Raw genomic sequence first — 12,758 nt, 5'->3', positions numbered from 1 at the left:
GGCGGCGACATCGCGCTTTACCTCGCGCGGGGAACGTTCCGCATCGGCATCTGCGAGGATCCGGTTGCCGGAACCGCCGGCGGCATCGTGACGCTCAAGCCCGGCGACGGGATCGGCGGCATCGCCACCAGCGGCTGGCGCGGCCGTTCGCACTCGCTCGGCATCGCCGATGCAGTGACCGTACTGGCCGAAACGGCGGCCCGCGCCGATGCGGCCGCGACCCTGATCGCCAACGCGGTCGACCTTCCCGGCTCGCCGTGCGTGACCCGGACACCGGCCAGTGAGCTTTCGCCCGACAGCGACCTGGGCTCCCGCCCGGTCACCGTCGCGGTCGCACCGCTGTCGCTCCCCGAGATCGACCAGGCGCTCGCGCGCGGCGACACGGTCGCCCGAGCCCATGTGCGGTCCGGGTTGATCGAGGCCGCCTTCCTCGGACTGGCCGAAGAGCGGCGCACCGTTTCCGGCAATCGCCCTGTCGAGGCCACCCTTTCTTTTGCTTCCTGGAGGACCAAAGCCTGTGCCTGAGCCGATCCTGCGCAAGAGCGCCATCATCGTCGAGGAAATCCATCACGAGGGCGGCCCCGTCGCGTCCGTGCCGCTGAAGCGCGCGGCCGCGATCAGCGTCATCCAGAACCCGTTTGCGGGACAGTATGTCGAGGATATCACGCCCTTCATGGACGATCTCAGGCCGCTCGGCCTGAAGATGGCCAGGGACCTGATCGACGCGCTCGGCGGCGATCCGTCCATTGTCGAGGGCTACGGCAAGGGCGCCATCATCGGCGCGGCCGGCGAGCTGGAACATGGCGCCCTCTGGCATGCGCCGGGCGGCTATTCGATGCGCGAGGTGCTGCCGAATTCCATGGCGATCGTGCCGTCGACCAAGAAGATCGGCGGTCCCGGCACACGGCTCGACGTACCGATCACCCATACCAACGCTTCCTATGTGCGCTCCCATTTCGACGCCATGGAAGTCGGCATGAACGATTCCCCTCGCGCCGGCGAGATGATGCTCGTCCTCGTGATGACCACGGGCCCGCGCATCCACAACCGTGCCGGCGGCCTGAAGGCATCCGACGTCGTGGGCAAGGACGGCCTCAGATGAGCCTGCCGGTCCGCAAGATCGTGACCCATTGCGAGGTGACGCGGCTGGAGATGGGCCAGGCGGTCACACCGCCCGTCCGCCGGGCGGTGGCGGCGGCGATCCTCGCCAACCCCTGCGCCGGGCGCTTTCATGCGGACCTCTCGCCCCTGAGCGACATGGCCACGGAGCTCGGCGACCTGCTGACCCGCCGGGCGCTTGCCGCGCTCGGTGTCGAGGCTTCGGCGATCCAGAGCTTCGGCAAGGCGGCCATGATCGGCGAGAACGGCGAGCTGGAACACGCAGCCGCCCTGCTGCACCCGAGCCTCGGCGCACCGATGCGTGCGGTGCTCGGCGGCGGCAAGGCGCTCGTTCCCTCGGCAAAGAAGATGGGCGGGCCGGGCCAGTCGCTCGACATCCCGCTCGGCCACAAGGACGCAGCCTATGTGCGCTCCCATTTCGATGCCATGGAACTCCGCGTCGCCGACGCCCCCCAGGCGAACGAGGTGCTGATCGCCATCGCGCTCTCGCCGGGCGGCCGGCCCAATCCACGTGTCGGCGGGCTCACCCACGAGGAAATCAGGGGCGACGACGGCTTGAGATAGCTTCGGTCAAAGAGGGAACAGCCATGGAATTCGTGCGGAACGCCTGGTACGTCGCGGGCTGGTCGTCGGAAATCGACGAAGAACTGCGGCGCTTCACGATCCTCGACGAGCACATCGTCCTCTTCCGCAAGTCGGACGGGACGGTGGCGGCCCTCGAGGACCGGTGTCCGCACCGGCTCCTGCCGCTGTCCCACGGCAAGCGTCTCGGCGACACGGTGCAGTGCGGCTATCACGGCATGACCTTCGACGCCTCCGGCGCCTGCGTGCGCATTCCCGGCCAGTCGAACCTGCCGCCCTCGGCCTATGTGGAAAGCTATCCGGTCGAGGAACGTCACAACATCGTCTGGATCTGGATGGGCGATCACGACAAGGCCGATCCGGACGAGATCTTCGACATGCCGGAGTTTTCCGATCCGGCCTGGGCCGCGCATCAGGGCGACGCGCTGCACCTGAAGGCGAACTACATGAACGTGGCGGAGAACCTCGTCGATCCTGCCCATGTGAGCTTCGTGCACCCGACCACGCTCGGCAACCCGGCATCCGAGAACGTGCCGGTTCACGTCTCGACGGAAGGCAAGGTCATCGTTGCCTGGCGCTGGATCCGCGACAGCGAACCGGTCGGCTTCTTCAAGGTGTTCGGCGGCTTCAAGGAGAATGTCGACCGCTGGCACTACTATTACCTGCACACGCCCTGCACCGCCGTGATCGATTTCGGCAGCGCGCCGACCCGCGACGCCATCGGGGAGGACGAGCGCGACAAGGGCGTGCGCGTCTTCGCGCTGCATTTCATGACCCCCGTCACCGCCAACCACACGATCGATCGCTGGATGCACCTGCGCAACACCGCGCTCGACGACGACACCGCCGCCGACACGATGGACACCCTGCTGCGCAAGGCGTTCCAGGAGGACAAGTCGGTGCTCGAGGCCATCCAGGAGCAGGAGGAGCGTCCCCAGAAACGCCGACCCATCCGCATTGCCATCGACAAGGGACCGATGGTCTACCGCAAGCGCATCTCGGAACTGATCGAGAAGGAGCGCACCCAGGACCTCGCGTCCAACCCGACCCCCGCCTTTGTCTATCACGACTGAGCGGCACGCCTTCTTCCGGCGCGCAAGCGCGACGGAAAACCAATAAAAATCATAAGGATGAACGGTCAAACACCGTCGTCGACCAACCAGAACGAGGACCAGATGAAAAGCCTGAAAACATGGACGGCGGCAGCAGCCGCGCTTCTCTCGGTAAGCACGGCCGCCTTTGCCGCCGACACGATCAAGATCGGCGAGATCAACCACTACAAGCGCATGGCCGCCTTCGCCGAGCCCTACAAGAAGGGCATCGAGCTGGCGCTCAAGGAGGTCAACGATGCCGGCGGCGTGCTCGGCAAGCCGCTGGAGTTCATCTTCCGCGACGACGACGGCAAGCCGGGCGATGCGGTCAAGATCGCCGAGGAGCTGATGACGCGCGACGGCGCGGTCATGCTGACCGGCACGATCCTTTCCAATGTCGGTCTCGCCATCTCCTCCTATGCGGGCGAGAAGGGCTATATCTACCTCGCCTCCGAACCGCTGGCCGATGACCTGGTCTGGAAGTCGGGCAATCCGTACACGTTCCGCCTGCGCACCTCGACCTATGTCCAGGCCGCCATGCTGGCGGAGGAAGCCGCCAAGACAGACGCGATCCGCTACGCGACCATCGCGCCGAACTACGCCTACGGCACGGCGGCGGTGGAAGCCTTCAAGGAGAACCTGAAGCGGCTGAAGCCCGAGGTGGAGTTCGTCACCGAGCAATGGCCGGCGCTGTTCAAGATCGACGCGGGCGCCGAAGCCCAGGCCCTGGAGCGGGCCAAGCCGGACGCGATCTACAACGTCACCTTCGGCACCGACCTCCAGAAGCTGGTCCGCGAGGGCACGACCCGCGGCCTGTTCGACGGTCGCAAGGTCTACGGCCTGCTGACCGGCGAGCCGGAATATATCGATCCGCTCGGCGAGGAGGCTCCGCAAGGCTGGACCGTGACCGGCTATCCCTGGTACGCGATCACCGAGGCCCCCGGAAAGACCTTCGTCGACGCCTACATGGCCGCCTTCCCGGGCGAGACCCCGAAGCTCGGCAGCCTGGTCGGCTACATGACGGTCGAGAGCATCGCCGCCCTCATCAAGAAGGCCGGCTCGACCGAGACGCCGGCCCTGCTCGAGGCCTTCAAGGACCTCAAGGTCTCGACACCGATGGGGGAGATCACCTATCGCGCGCTCGACCACCAGTCGACCATGGGCGCCTATATCGGCGTGACCACGGTCGAGGACGGCAAGGGCGTGATGGTCGACTGGTCCTACAAGGATCCGGCGCCCTACATGCCCAGCGACGAGGCGATCGCGGCGATGCGCCCGGCCAAGTAGGCCCGGCTCTCCCGCCTGCATAACAGGCCCGCCGCCCGGTTTGCGGCGGCGGGCACCGCTCCCCCCAATATCTCGAACAGAAAGATCGCCATGGGTCTCTTTGTGGCACAGCTCCTCACCGGGCTTGCGAATGCGGCGGCCTTGTTCCTCGTCGCTTCCGGACTGTCGCTGATCTTCGGCGTGACGCGCATCGTCAACTTCGCGCACGGATCGCTCTACATGCTCGGCGCCTATGTGGGCGTTACCCTGATGGACGCACTCCCCGGCCATTTCGGCTTCTGGGGATCGATCGTGCTCGCCGGCCTCATCACCGGCCTGATCGGCGTCGTCATCGAGATGTGCGTCCTGCGCCCGGTTTACAGGGCGCCCGAGCTGTTCCAGCTCGTCGCGACCTTCGGCGTCATCCTCGTCATCCAGGACCTCGCCCTGATGATCTGGGGTGCGGAGGACAAGCTCGGACCCCGCGCACCGGGGCTGAAGTCCGTCGTGCGCATTCTCGGCGAGCCCGTGCCGCAATACGACCTCGCCCTTATCGCGATCACCCCCTTCATCCTGCTGGCACTGTGGTGGCTCATCACGAAGACGCGCGTCGGCATCCTCGTGCGTGCCGCAACCCAGGACCGCGAGATGGTCGGCGCGCTCGGCGTCAACCAGGCCTGGCTGTTCACCGGCGTCTTCTTCCTCGGCTCGGCGCTCGCCGGTCTCGGCGGCGCGATCCAGCTGCCCAAGGGCGGCGCAGACCTGCTGATGGACCTGAACATCATCTCCGCCGTCTTCGTGGTCGTCGTCATCGGCGGCATGGGCTCGATCACTGGCGCATTCCTGGCCTCGGTGCTCATTTCCGTGCTCAACGTGTTCGGCGTCACCTACCTGCCCCAAAGCACGCTGGTGCTCATGTATGTGGTCATGGCGGCCGTGCTGCTGATACGTCCCTACGGGCTTTTCGGTCGCGAGGAGAAGGCCGGCGAGCACGGACAGGCGGGCGAGCCGGACCGGCCGATCCGCCCCTTCGGCACGACCGGCAAGACCTTGACGACGCTGCTGCTCATCGCGCTTGCCCTCGTGCCGGTCTTCGGCTCGACCTTCGCGCAGGTGCTGATCGTCGACATCATGATCTTCTGCCTGTTCGCGGCCTCGCTACAGTTCATCATGAGCACGGGCGGTCTTGTCAGCTTCGGCCATGCGCTTTTCTACGGTGGCGGCGCCTATGCCGCGGCCCTGCTCATGAGCTATGCCGACACGCCGATGGAGGTGGCCTTCATACTGGCGCCGGTCAGCGCGGGCCTTATCGCCCTCGTCGTCGGCTGGTTCTGCATCCGCCTCAGCGGTGTCTATTTCGCGATGCTGACACTCGCCTTCAGCCAGCTTGGCTGGTCGCTCGTCTTTCAGTGGAACGAGGTCACGGGCGGTGACGACGGGCTCGTCAACATCTGGCCCTCGTCCTGGCTCTCGGACACGACGGCCTACTATTACTTCAGCGTGGTTTTCGTGACCGCCGGCATCGTGTTCCTGCGCCACGTCATCCACGCGCCCTTCGGCTATACATTGCGGGCAACCCGCGACAGCGCCCGCCAGGCGGAAGCCACCGGCATCGACGTGCGCCGGGTGCAGTGGATGGCCTTCGCGCTGGCCGGCGCGGTCGCCGGTCTTGCCGGGGCTCTCTTTGTCTTCTCCAAGGGCTCCGTATTCCCGAACGAGCTGCAGATCTCCAAGAGCTTCGACGCGCTGATCGTCGTCTTCCTCGGCGGCGTGAAGACCCTGTCGGGCGGCGTGGTCGGCGCCACGTTCCTGGAAGGCGCCAAGGACTGGCTGATCCGCCTCGAATACTGGCGGCTGGTTCTGGGGCTCGTCATCATCTTCGTCGTCGTCATTGCGCCGGACGGCATCGTCGGCACCTTGCGCAAGCTGGGCGAACGCCTCGGCCTGCGCCGGCAAGAGGAGTTCATGCGATGACCGCCGTCCTCGAGGTCAGGAACCTCGTCAAGCATTTCGGTGGCGTCACGGCCGTCAACAATGTCAGCTTCGAGGTGGCGCCTGGCGAACTCCGGGCACTCATCGGGCCGAATGGCGCCGGCAAGTCCACCTGCTTCAACATGCTCATGGGCCAGTTGAAGGCCACCGCCGGCAAGGTCTTCCTCAACGGCAAGGACATCACCGGCCGGCCGCCGCGGGAAATCTGGCGGCTGGGCGTCGGACGGACGTTCCAGATCACCGGCACATACCAGAGCATGACGGTGGCCGAAAACGTGCAGATGGCGCTGATTTCCCACCACAGGAAGCTCTTCTCCGTCCTGCCGCGCGCGCACCGGCTCTACCGGGAAGAGGCGCTGGACCTTCTGGAGACCGTGGGCATGGCCGACCAGGCCGACCGGGCCTGCGCGATCCTTGCCTATGGCGACCTCAAGCGCCTTGAGCTTGCCATCGCGCTCGCCAACTCCCCCCGTCTGTTGCTGATGGACGAACCGACCGCAGGCATGGCGCCGCGCGAACGGATCAACCTGATGAAACTGACCGCCGACATCGTGCGCGAACGCGGGGTCAGCGTCCTCTTCACGGAGCATGACATGGACGTCGTCTTCGCCCACTCCCATCACATCATGGTACTCAATCGCGGAGAGTTGATCGCGGAAGGCTCGGCGGCCGAGGTGCGGGCCGATGCCCGCGTGCAGGAGGTCTATCTCGGCGGCGGCACGCTGTTCGCGGCGGAGGATGCACATGCTTGAGGTCAGCGCGCTCAACAGCTTCTACGGCAAGGCCCATATCCTCAACGACCTGGATTTCAAGGTCGCCCGAGGCGAAGTGGTCGCCCTGCTCGGCCGCAACGGAGCCGGCAAGACCACGACCATGAAATCGGTGATGCAGCTGGTTCGGCCGCGCTCGGGCGAGGTGATCTTCGACGGGACGAAGATCACCGGCCTGCCGGCCCACAAGGTGGCCCGCCTCGGCCTCGGCTACGTGCCGGAGGAACGGCGGATCTTCTCCGATCTCACCATTCTGGAAAACCTCGAGGTCGGCCGGCAGGCCCCACGCCAGGGCATCCCGGCATGGCCCATCGAAACCCTGTTCGAGCTCTTTCCCAACCTCTGGGAACGGCGCAACAACCGCGGCAAGGCCATGTCGGGCGGCGAGCAGCAGATGCTGACCATCGCCCGGACGCTGATGGGCAATCCGAAGCTCCTGCTGCTCGACGAACCCTCCGAGGGCATCGCGCCGGTGATCGTGGAACAGATGGCCCGCACCATCGTGCGGCTGAAGCGCGAGGGGCTGACGGTCGTCATTTCCGAACAGAATCTCCACTTCGCCCGCATGGTCGCGGACCGCGCCGTCATCATCGAGAGCGGCGAGAAGAAGTTCGACGGCAGTTTTTCCGAGCTTGAAAAGCATCCGGAGATTCGCGATGCCTACCTGTCAGTCTGAGGCCGGCCTTCTGGCCGCCGCAACCGGGAAGAACATGTGAACGATCGCAGGGACGATGCGGACAAGGAAACGGCTGCGCCCGTTCCCGACCATGGCTATGTCATCGACGAGCAGGTCGGCTACCTCCTGCGCAAGGCCTACCAGCGCAATGCCGTGATCTTTTCCGAGCACATCAGCGACCTGACGCCGACGCAACTTGCCGTTCTTGCCCGGCTCACCGAACTCAGGTCCATCTCCCAGAACAGGCTGGGGCGCAAGGTCGGTCTCGATGTCGCGACCACCAAGGGCGTCGTCGACCGGCTCACGGCCCGCGGCCTGCTTCAGCTCGACCGGGACCCTTCCGACCGGCGGCGCCAACTCGTCTCGCTGACCGAAGACGGCTGGCGTGTCTTTCGACACGCCGCCCCGCTCGGGCTCAAGGTGAGTGACGAGACGCTTGCCCCGCTGACCCAGGCCGAGCGACGCACCCTCCACCGCCTGCTGAAGAAGCTGCAATAGGCCCTCTCACGGCCGCTCCGAGAACACGGCTTCGCCGCCACGGTTGCGCTGCCTTGCACCAATCAGCGGCCGGCGATCTCCAGCAGGGCGTCGATATCGAGGCAGGTCTCCAGATGGGCGGCGAGGCGGTCCAGCGTCGCGTCGATGCCGCCCTCGTAGGCAAGCCTCGAGGCCGCGCCGAACCGCGCCAGGAAGGCGGCGCGGAAGGCATCGGACGCAAACAGCCCGTGCACATAGGTTCCCATGACGAGGCCGCTGTCGCAGACGGCCCCGTCGGCGTGCGGCGCGCCTGAGGGGGATGCGCCCTCGCCGGCGGCTATCGAGGCGAAGGGGCGGGCGCAGTCGGCCCCTTGCGTGCGGCCGATATGGATCTCGTAGCCGGAAAAGCCCTCGCCGCTGGCCAGATGCCGGCCCGAAACCTCGACCAGCTGCTTGTCCGGCGTCAGCACGGTGTCGACGTCAAGCAGGCCGAGGCCGGCGACGGTGCCGGGCGTGCCCTCGATGCCGCCCGGATCGGCGATGGTGCGCCCCAGCATCTGGTAGCCGCCGCAAATGCCGATCACCTGCCCGCCGCGCCGCACATGGGCGGCAATGTCGATGTCCCAGCCTTGCGCCCGCAGGAAGGCGAGATCGCCGACGGTCGACTTGGAACCTGGCAGCAGGACGAGGTCGGCATCGCCGGGCAGCGGTTCGCCCGGGCCGACCAGTTCAAGTGTCACGCCCGGCTCCAGCCGCAGCGGATCGAGATCGTCGAAATTGGCGATGCGGCTGATCACCGGCACGGCGATCTTTACCGAGCCGTCGCCCTCCCCTTCCTCCAGCCCCAGCGCATCCTCGGCCGGCAGGCGGTGGGCGTCCGCGAACCACGGCACGACCCCGAGCGGCCGCCAGCCGGTGCGCGCGGCGATCTCGCGCACGCCGTCATCGAAGAGCGAAACATCGCCCCGGAAGCGGTTGACCAGGAACGCCTTGATGCGGCTGCGCTCCTCCTCGGGGAGGATGGCATGGGTGCCGACAAGCGAGGCGATGACCCCGCCGCGGTCGATGTCGCCGCACAGCGCCACGGGAATGTCGGCGGCCTCGGCAAATCCCATGTTGGCGATGTCGCCGGCGCGCAGGTTGATTTCGGCCGGTGAGCCCGCCCCTTCCACAAGGACGAGGTCGGCGCCGTCGCAGACGATGCCGAAACTCTCCAGCACCTTCGGCAGCAGCTCGGCCTTGCGGCTTCCGTATTCGCGCGCCCGCATGGTGCCGGCGCGTTTTCCCTGCACGATCACCTGGGCCCCGACATCGGTCTCGGGCTTCAACAGCACCGGGTTCATGTGAACCGACAGCGGCACGCGCGCGGCGATCGCCTGCAAGGCCTGCGCCCGGCCGATCTCGCCGCCGTCAGCGGTGACGGCGGCGTTGTTCGACATGTTCTGCGGCTTGAAGGGGCGCACCTTCAGCCCCCGGTCGGCAAAGAGCCGGCAAAGGCCGGCAACGATCAGGCTCTTGCCGACATTGGAGCCGGTGCCCTGGATCATCAGGGCGGGGGGAAGCTTTCTCATTTACTTTTCGATCCACAACATAACGCTGTCTGTCGCTTGCAGATTGCGTTCTTGGCCGTCAACCTATTGTTCCGCTGCGATCTTGGTTTTATTTCTTGTAACCCTATGCAGTTACGCTGGTAGATTGACTGACTGCACCCTATCTTCTGCACAAAATCTGATTCGGGATTGAAATAAAATGAGCAATGGCGACGAAAAAGTCTGCGATACGGTAAAAGATTCTCTTATCGCGCACAAGATAGATTTCGCAGAAACCGATATTCAACATGCGACAAAATTCACCGTAAAATCCGGCTCTTTTCTCGCATCTATAAATGTTTATAGCACAGGAAAAATACACGTCGAAGGCAAGGCGTCAGAACTGAAAACGTGGCTGGAGCAACTAAAAGTTAGTATCGAAAAAGGTGTCGGCGGACCCATCGCTTTGCTACCAGCGGAAATTGAAAAATTTCCTCAAACTCTCCGCGAGCGGGTGCCCGATTGCGACGATGTAGTTTTGTGGTTTTTTCAGGAGTCCCTTAGATGCTACAAAGCAGACAGTCCTGCCGGCGCAGCATTTATGCTTGGAGCCGCAAGCGAAAAAGCAACAATATTGCTTATTGAAGCTTTTGGAAATGCCATTATCGACGAAAAACAAAAGAGTAGTTTTTTTACTAGAGTAAACAATAGGATGATATCAAGAAAGTACGATGAATTCAAAGCCTCATACGCCGGATGCAAAAGCAAGCCAAACGATCAAGCTCTTGCACAAGACTTAAACCAACTTCTTGACGGCGCGTTCAATTTCTACCGGCACACACGAAACGCAGTTGGCCACCCCCAAATTATTCCCGACCTTGATAAGGGAGTTATATTAGCCAACTTGGGACAGTTTATCGTCTACGTTGAGAGGATCTATAATCTGATACATCACTTTCAAGAAAACGGCGTAAACTTATAAAAAACAAAGTATTTTAAGCGTATAAAATCTCCGCAGACAATAAATCATTCAAATAACCCTTCCCCATAGAGCGAGGAGAGAAGGTATCGACCGTTATCCATCTTAGATGCACTAAAAACTAGAAAGCATCTGGTATCAGAACTCGATCCCCTCCTGCGGCTTCACGCCGGAGCGGAACGGATGCTTGATCTGGGTCATCTCGGTGACGAGGTCGGCGATCTCGATCAGCTCGTCCTTGGCGTTGCGGCCGGTGATGACGACGTGGACGTCCTCGGGCTTCTCGTCCCTCAGGAAGGCGACAACCTCCTCGATCGGCAGGTAGTCGTAACGCAGGACGATGTTGAGCTCGTCGCAGAGCACGATCCGGTGCTCGCGCGAGCGGATCAGGTCCTTGGCCGCCTCCCAGGCGGCGCGCGCCGCGTCGATGTCGCGCTGGCGGTCCTGGGTCTCCCAGGTGAAGCCCTCGCCCATGCGCTTGATGGTGACGAGGTCGGAGAAGCGCTCCAGCGCCATGCGCTCGCCGGTCTCGATGCGGCCCTTGACGAACTGCACCACGGCGACCTTGTGGCCATGGCCGAGCGAGCGGAAGACCATGCCGAAGCCGGCGGTCGACTTGCCCTTACCCTTGCCGGTATGGACGATCAGGAGACCCTTCTCGATGGTCTTGGTCGCCATGATCTTGTCGCGCGCCGCCTTCTTCTTGCGCATCTTGTCGGCATGGCGGGCGTTCAGTTCCTCTTCGGTCATTTCCGCCTTCTTGTCGCTCATCCGGTCGTCTCCCTTTCCTCGGCCCGAGGGGCGTCGATGCCCTGGCCGTCAATGTTCAATGCGGCGCGCGTCGAATTGCGGCGCGGGCTCCAGAGGCCGCGCTCGACCGCTTCGCGGAAACGCGCCTCGATTTCCTCAAGCGCCTTCGGATTGGCGGTGGCGAGAAACGCGCGCACGGTCTCGTCGTCCAGATAGGCGTCATAGAGCTGGTCGAAGTGATGGTCGCCGACCGCATTGGTGGTGGCGGAAAAGGCGAAGAGATAGTCCACCGTCGCGGCGATCTCGAAGGCGCCCTTGTAGCCGTGGCGCATGACGCCGGCGATCCATTTCGGATTGGCGGCGCGGCCGCGCACCACCCGGCCGATCTCCTCGGCAAGCGAGCGGATCACCGGACGCTCGGGGCGCGAATGGTCGTTGTGCCAGACCCTTGGTGCGGCGCCCTTCAGCGTCTCGACCGTTGCGGAAAGCCCGCCCTCGAACTGGTAGTAGTCGTCGCTGTCGAGCAGGTCGTGCTCGCGGTTGTCCTGGTTGTGCAGGACCGCGTCGACCCTGGAAAGGCGCGTCTCGAAGGCGGCGCGCGCGCCCTCGCCGGACGCCCCGCCGCCATAGGCATAGGAGCCCCAGGCAAGGAAAGCGTCGGCGAAATCGGCGCGGTTTTCCCAGATGCCCTCGTCGATCAGCGCCTGCAGGCCGGCGCCGTAAGCTCCCGGCTTCGATCCGAAGACGCGGAACAGCGACCGGCGGCGGGCGTCGGCAGGTGCGAGCCCCTCGCCCTCCAGCCGGGCGGCCTCGGTCCGGGCGCGGGCGGCAAGCGGGTTGGCGTCAGCCGGCTCCTCGAGTGCCGCGATCGCCGCCACCGCCGACTGGAACAGGTCGATCTGGTGCGGGAAGGCATCGCGGAAGAAGCCGGAAATGCGCAAGGTGACGTCGACGCGGGGGCGGCCGAGCTCGGCCAGCGTGAGAATGTCGAAGCCGGTGACGCGGCCAGAGCCCGGTTCCCATTTCGGCCGCGCGCCGATCAGCGCCAGCGCCTGGGCGACGTCGTCGCCGCCAGTGCGCATGTTGGCCGTGCCCCAGCAGGTGAGCACGAGGGCGGCCGGATAGTCGCCCTCTTCCTGGAAATGGCGCTCGACGAGACGTTCAGCGCTGGCCTTGCCGATGCGCCAGGAGGTTTCAGTCGGAACCGCGCGCACGTCGACCGAGTAGAAATTGCGGCCCGTCGGCAAGACGTCGGGCCGGCCGCGCGTCGGCGCGCCGGAAGGACCGGGAGCCACGAAACGCCCCGACAGGCCGGCGAGAACGCCGCGCGTCTCCGCTTCGCCCGACGAGATGACAGCGGGGCGGATGCGCGTCTCGATCTCCGCGACCACGGCCGCCGTCGCCGGGAAACCTTCGGGCGCCGCGCCGGCCGCAACGACCCGTTCAGCGAGCAATTCCAGCCGCTCGACCGTGTCGCCGCATGTGCGCCACGGGCTGTCCGAGAGCGCGGCAAGCATCGCCGGGCGC

The 12,758-nt window shown here is 64.8% G+C and carries 12 protein-coding genes and 1 pseudogene; 10 read left to right on the top strand and 3 right to left on the bottom strand.

The window, feature by feature from the left end:
- The 9 genes and pseudogenes from ACN0T5_RS19980 to ACN0T5_RS19940 all read left to right on the top strand — a co-directional run.
- A pseudogene (locus tag ACN0T5_RS19980) lies at window positions 1-525 on the top strand (UPF0280 family protein); the annotation flags it as partial.
- Window positions 518-1,102, top strand: coding sequence for an amino acid synthesis family protein (locus ACN0T5_RS19975; protein ID WP_417770372.1), 585 nt, complete (start codon window positions 518-520; stop codon window positions 1,100-1,102). The pseudogene ACN0T5_RS19980 and the gene ACN0T5_RS19975, both read left to right, overlap by 8 nt.
- The gene (locus ACN0T5_RS19970; protein ID WP_417770371.1) at window positions 1,099-1,683 is read left to right on the top strand and encodes an amino acid synthesis family protein; all 585 of its coding nucleotides are present in this window, start codon (window positions 1,099-1,101) and stop codon (window positions 1,681-1,683) included. The genes ACN0T5_RS19975 and ACN0T5_RS19970 overlap by 4 nt, the downstream gene beginning before the upstream one ends.
- Window positions 1,684-1,706: 23 nt before the next feature.
- A complete protein-coding gene (locus tag ACN0T5_RS19965; RefSeq protein ID WP_417770370.1) occupies window positions 1,707-2,774 on the top strand; it encodes a Rieske 2Fe-2S domain-containing protein in 1,068 nt (355 codons plus the stop codon).
- 102 nt (window positions 2,775-2,876) lie between these two features.
- Window positions 2,877-4,079 carry an ABC transporter substrate-binding protein gene (locus ACN0T5_RS19960; protein ID WP_417770369.1) on the top strand — a complete coding sequence of 401 codons (1,203 nt, stop codon included), beginning with the start codon at window positions 2,877-2,879 and terminating at the stop codon, window positions 4,077-4,079.
- 90 nt (window positions 4,080-4,169) lie between these two features.
- On the top strand, window positions 4,170-6,032 hold the full coding sequence (locus ACN0T5_RS19955) for an ABC transporter permease (RefSeq protein ID WP_417770368.1): 1,863 nt from the start codon (window positions 4,170-4,172) through the stop codon (window positions 6,030-6,032).
- The gene (locus ACN0T5_RS19950; protein WP_417770367.1) at window positions 6,029-6,802 is read left to right on the top strand and encodes an ABC transporter ATP-binding protein; all 774 of its coding nucleotides are present in this window, start codon (window positions 6,029-6,031) and stop codon (window positions 6,800-6,802) included. Before ACN0T5_RS19955 ends, ACN0T5_RS19950 begins: the two co-directional genes overlap by 4 nt.
- Window positions 6,795-7,496: an ABC transporter ATP-binding protein gene (locus ACN0T5_RS19945; protein WP_417770366.1), complete on the top strand. Its 702-nt coding sequence runs from the start codon at window positions 6,795-6,797 to the stop codon at window positions 7,494-7,496. The genes ACN0T5_RS19950 and ACN0T5_RS19945 overlap by 8 nt, the downstream gene beginning before the upstream one ends.
- Before the next feature lie 36 nt (window positions 7,497-7,532).
- On the top strand, window positions 7,533-7,994 hold the full coding sequence (locus ACN0T5_RS19940) for a MarR family winged helix-turn-helix transcriptional regulator (RefSeq protein ID WP_417770365.1): 462 nt from the start codon (window positions 7,533-7,535) through the stop codon (window positions 7,992-7,994).
- 62 nt (window positions 7,995-8,056) lie between these two features.
- Here the strand turns inward: ACN0T5_RS19940 and ACN0T5_RS19935 are convergent, their stop codons facing one another.
- The gene (locus ACN0T5_RS19935; RefSeq protein WP_417770364.1) at window positions 8,057-9,544 is read right to left on the bottom strand and encodes a cobyric acid synthase; all 1,488 of its coding nucleotides are present in this window, start codon (window positions 9,542-9,544) and stop codon (window positions 8,057-8,059) included.
- Window positions 9,545-9,722: 178 nt separating this feature from the next.
- On the opposite strand from ACN0T5_RS19935, the gene ACN0T5_RS19930 reads away from it, so the two are divergent.
- Window positions 9,723-10,484 (top strand): hypothetical protein, encoded by a 762-nt coding sequence (locus ACN0T5_RS19930; RefSeq protein ID WP_417770363.1) that lies wholly within the window; start codon window positions 9,723-9,725, stop codon window positions 10,482-10,484.
- A 135-nt stretch (window positions 10,485-10,619) separates the two neighbouring features.
- Here the strand turns inward: ACN0T5_RS19930 and cobO are convergent, their stop codons facing one another.
- Both cobO and ACN0T5_RS19920 read right to left on the bottom strand, forming a co-directional pair.
- Complete coding sequence (cobO, locus tag ACN0T5_RS19925; protein WP_417770362.1) at window positions 10,620-11,252, bottom strand: cob(I)yrinic acid a,c-diamide adenosyltransferase; 633 nt, start codon at window positions 11,250-11,252, stop codon at window positions 10,620-10,622.
- The coding region (locus ACN0T5_RS19920; RefSeq protein ID WP_417770361.1) for a cobaltochelatase subunit CobN at window positions 11,249-12,758 on the bottom strand (1,510 nt) is incomplete at its 5' end. The genes cobO and ACN0T5_RS19920, both read right to left, overlap by 4 nt.

The organism is Stappia sp. (genome assembly GCF_048261845.1).
Taxonomy (GTDB): Bacteria; Pseudomonadota; Alphaproteobacteria; order Rhizobiales; family Stappiaceae; genus Stappia.
This window is presented reverse-complemented; position numbering and strand designations above follow the sequence as displayed.

Excerpts from the sequence above, each read along its gene's own strand:
- cobO (WP_417770362.1), bottom strand. The coding sequence starts at position 11,252 with ATGAGCGACAAGAAGGCGGAAATGACCGAAGAGGAACTGAACGCCCGC.
- ACN0T5_RS19970 (WP_417770371.1), top strand. The coding sequence starts at position 1,099 with ATGAGCCTGCCGGTCCGCAAGATCGTGACCCATTGCGAGGTGACGCGG.
- ACN0T5_RS19965 (WP_417770370.1), top strand. The coding sequence starts at position 1,707 with ATGGAATTCGTGCGGAACGCCTGGTACGTCGCGGGCTGGTCGTCGGAA.
- ACN0T5_RS19950 (WP_417770367.1), top strand. The coding sequence starts at position 6,029 with ATGACCGCCGTCCTCGAGGTCAGGAACCTCGTCAAGCATTTCGGTGGC.
- ACN0T5_RS19960 (WP_417770369.1), top strand. The coding sequence starts at position 2,877 with ATGAAAAGCCTGAAAACATGGACGGCGGCAGCAGCCGCGCTTCTCTCG.
- ACN0T5_RS19930 (WP_417770363.1), top strand. The coding sequence starts at position 9,723 with ATGAGCAATGGCGACGAAAAAGTCTGCGATACGGTAAAAGATTCTCTT.
- ACN0T5_RS19945 (WP_417770366.1), top strand. The coding sequence starts at position 6,795 with ATGCTTGAGGTCAGCGCGCTCAACAGCTTCTACGGCAAGGCCCATATC.
- ACN0T5_RS19935 (WP_417770364.1), bottom strand. The coding sequence starts at position 9,544 with ATGAGAAAGCTTCCCCCCGCCCTGATGATCCAGGGCACCGGCTCCAAT.
- ACN0T5_RS19955 (WP_417770368.1), top strand. The coding sequence starts at position 4,170 with ATGGGTCTCTTTGTGGCACAGCTCCTCACCGGGCTTGCGAATGCGGCG.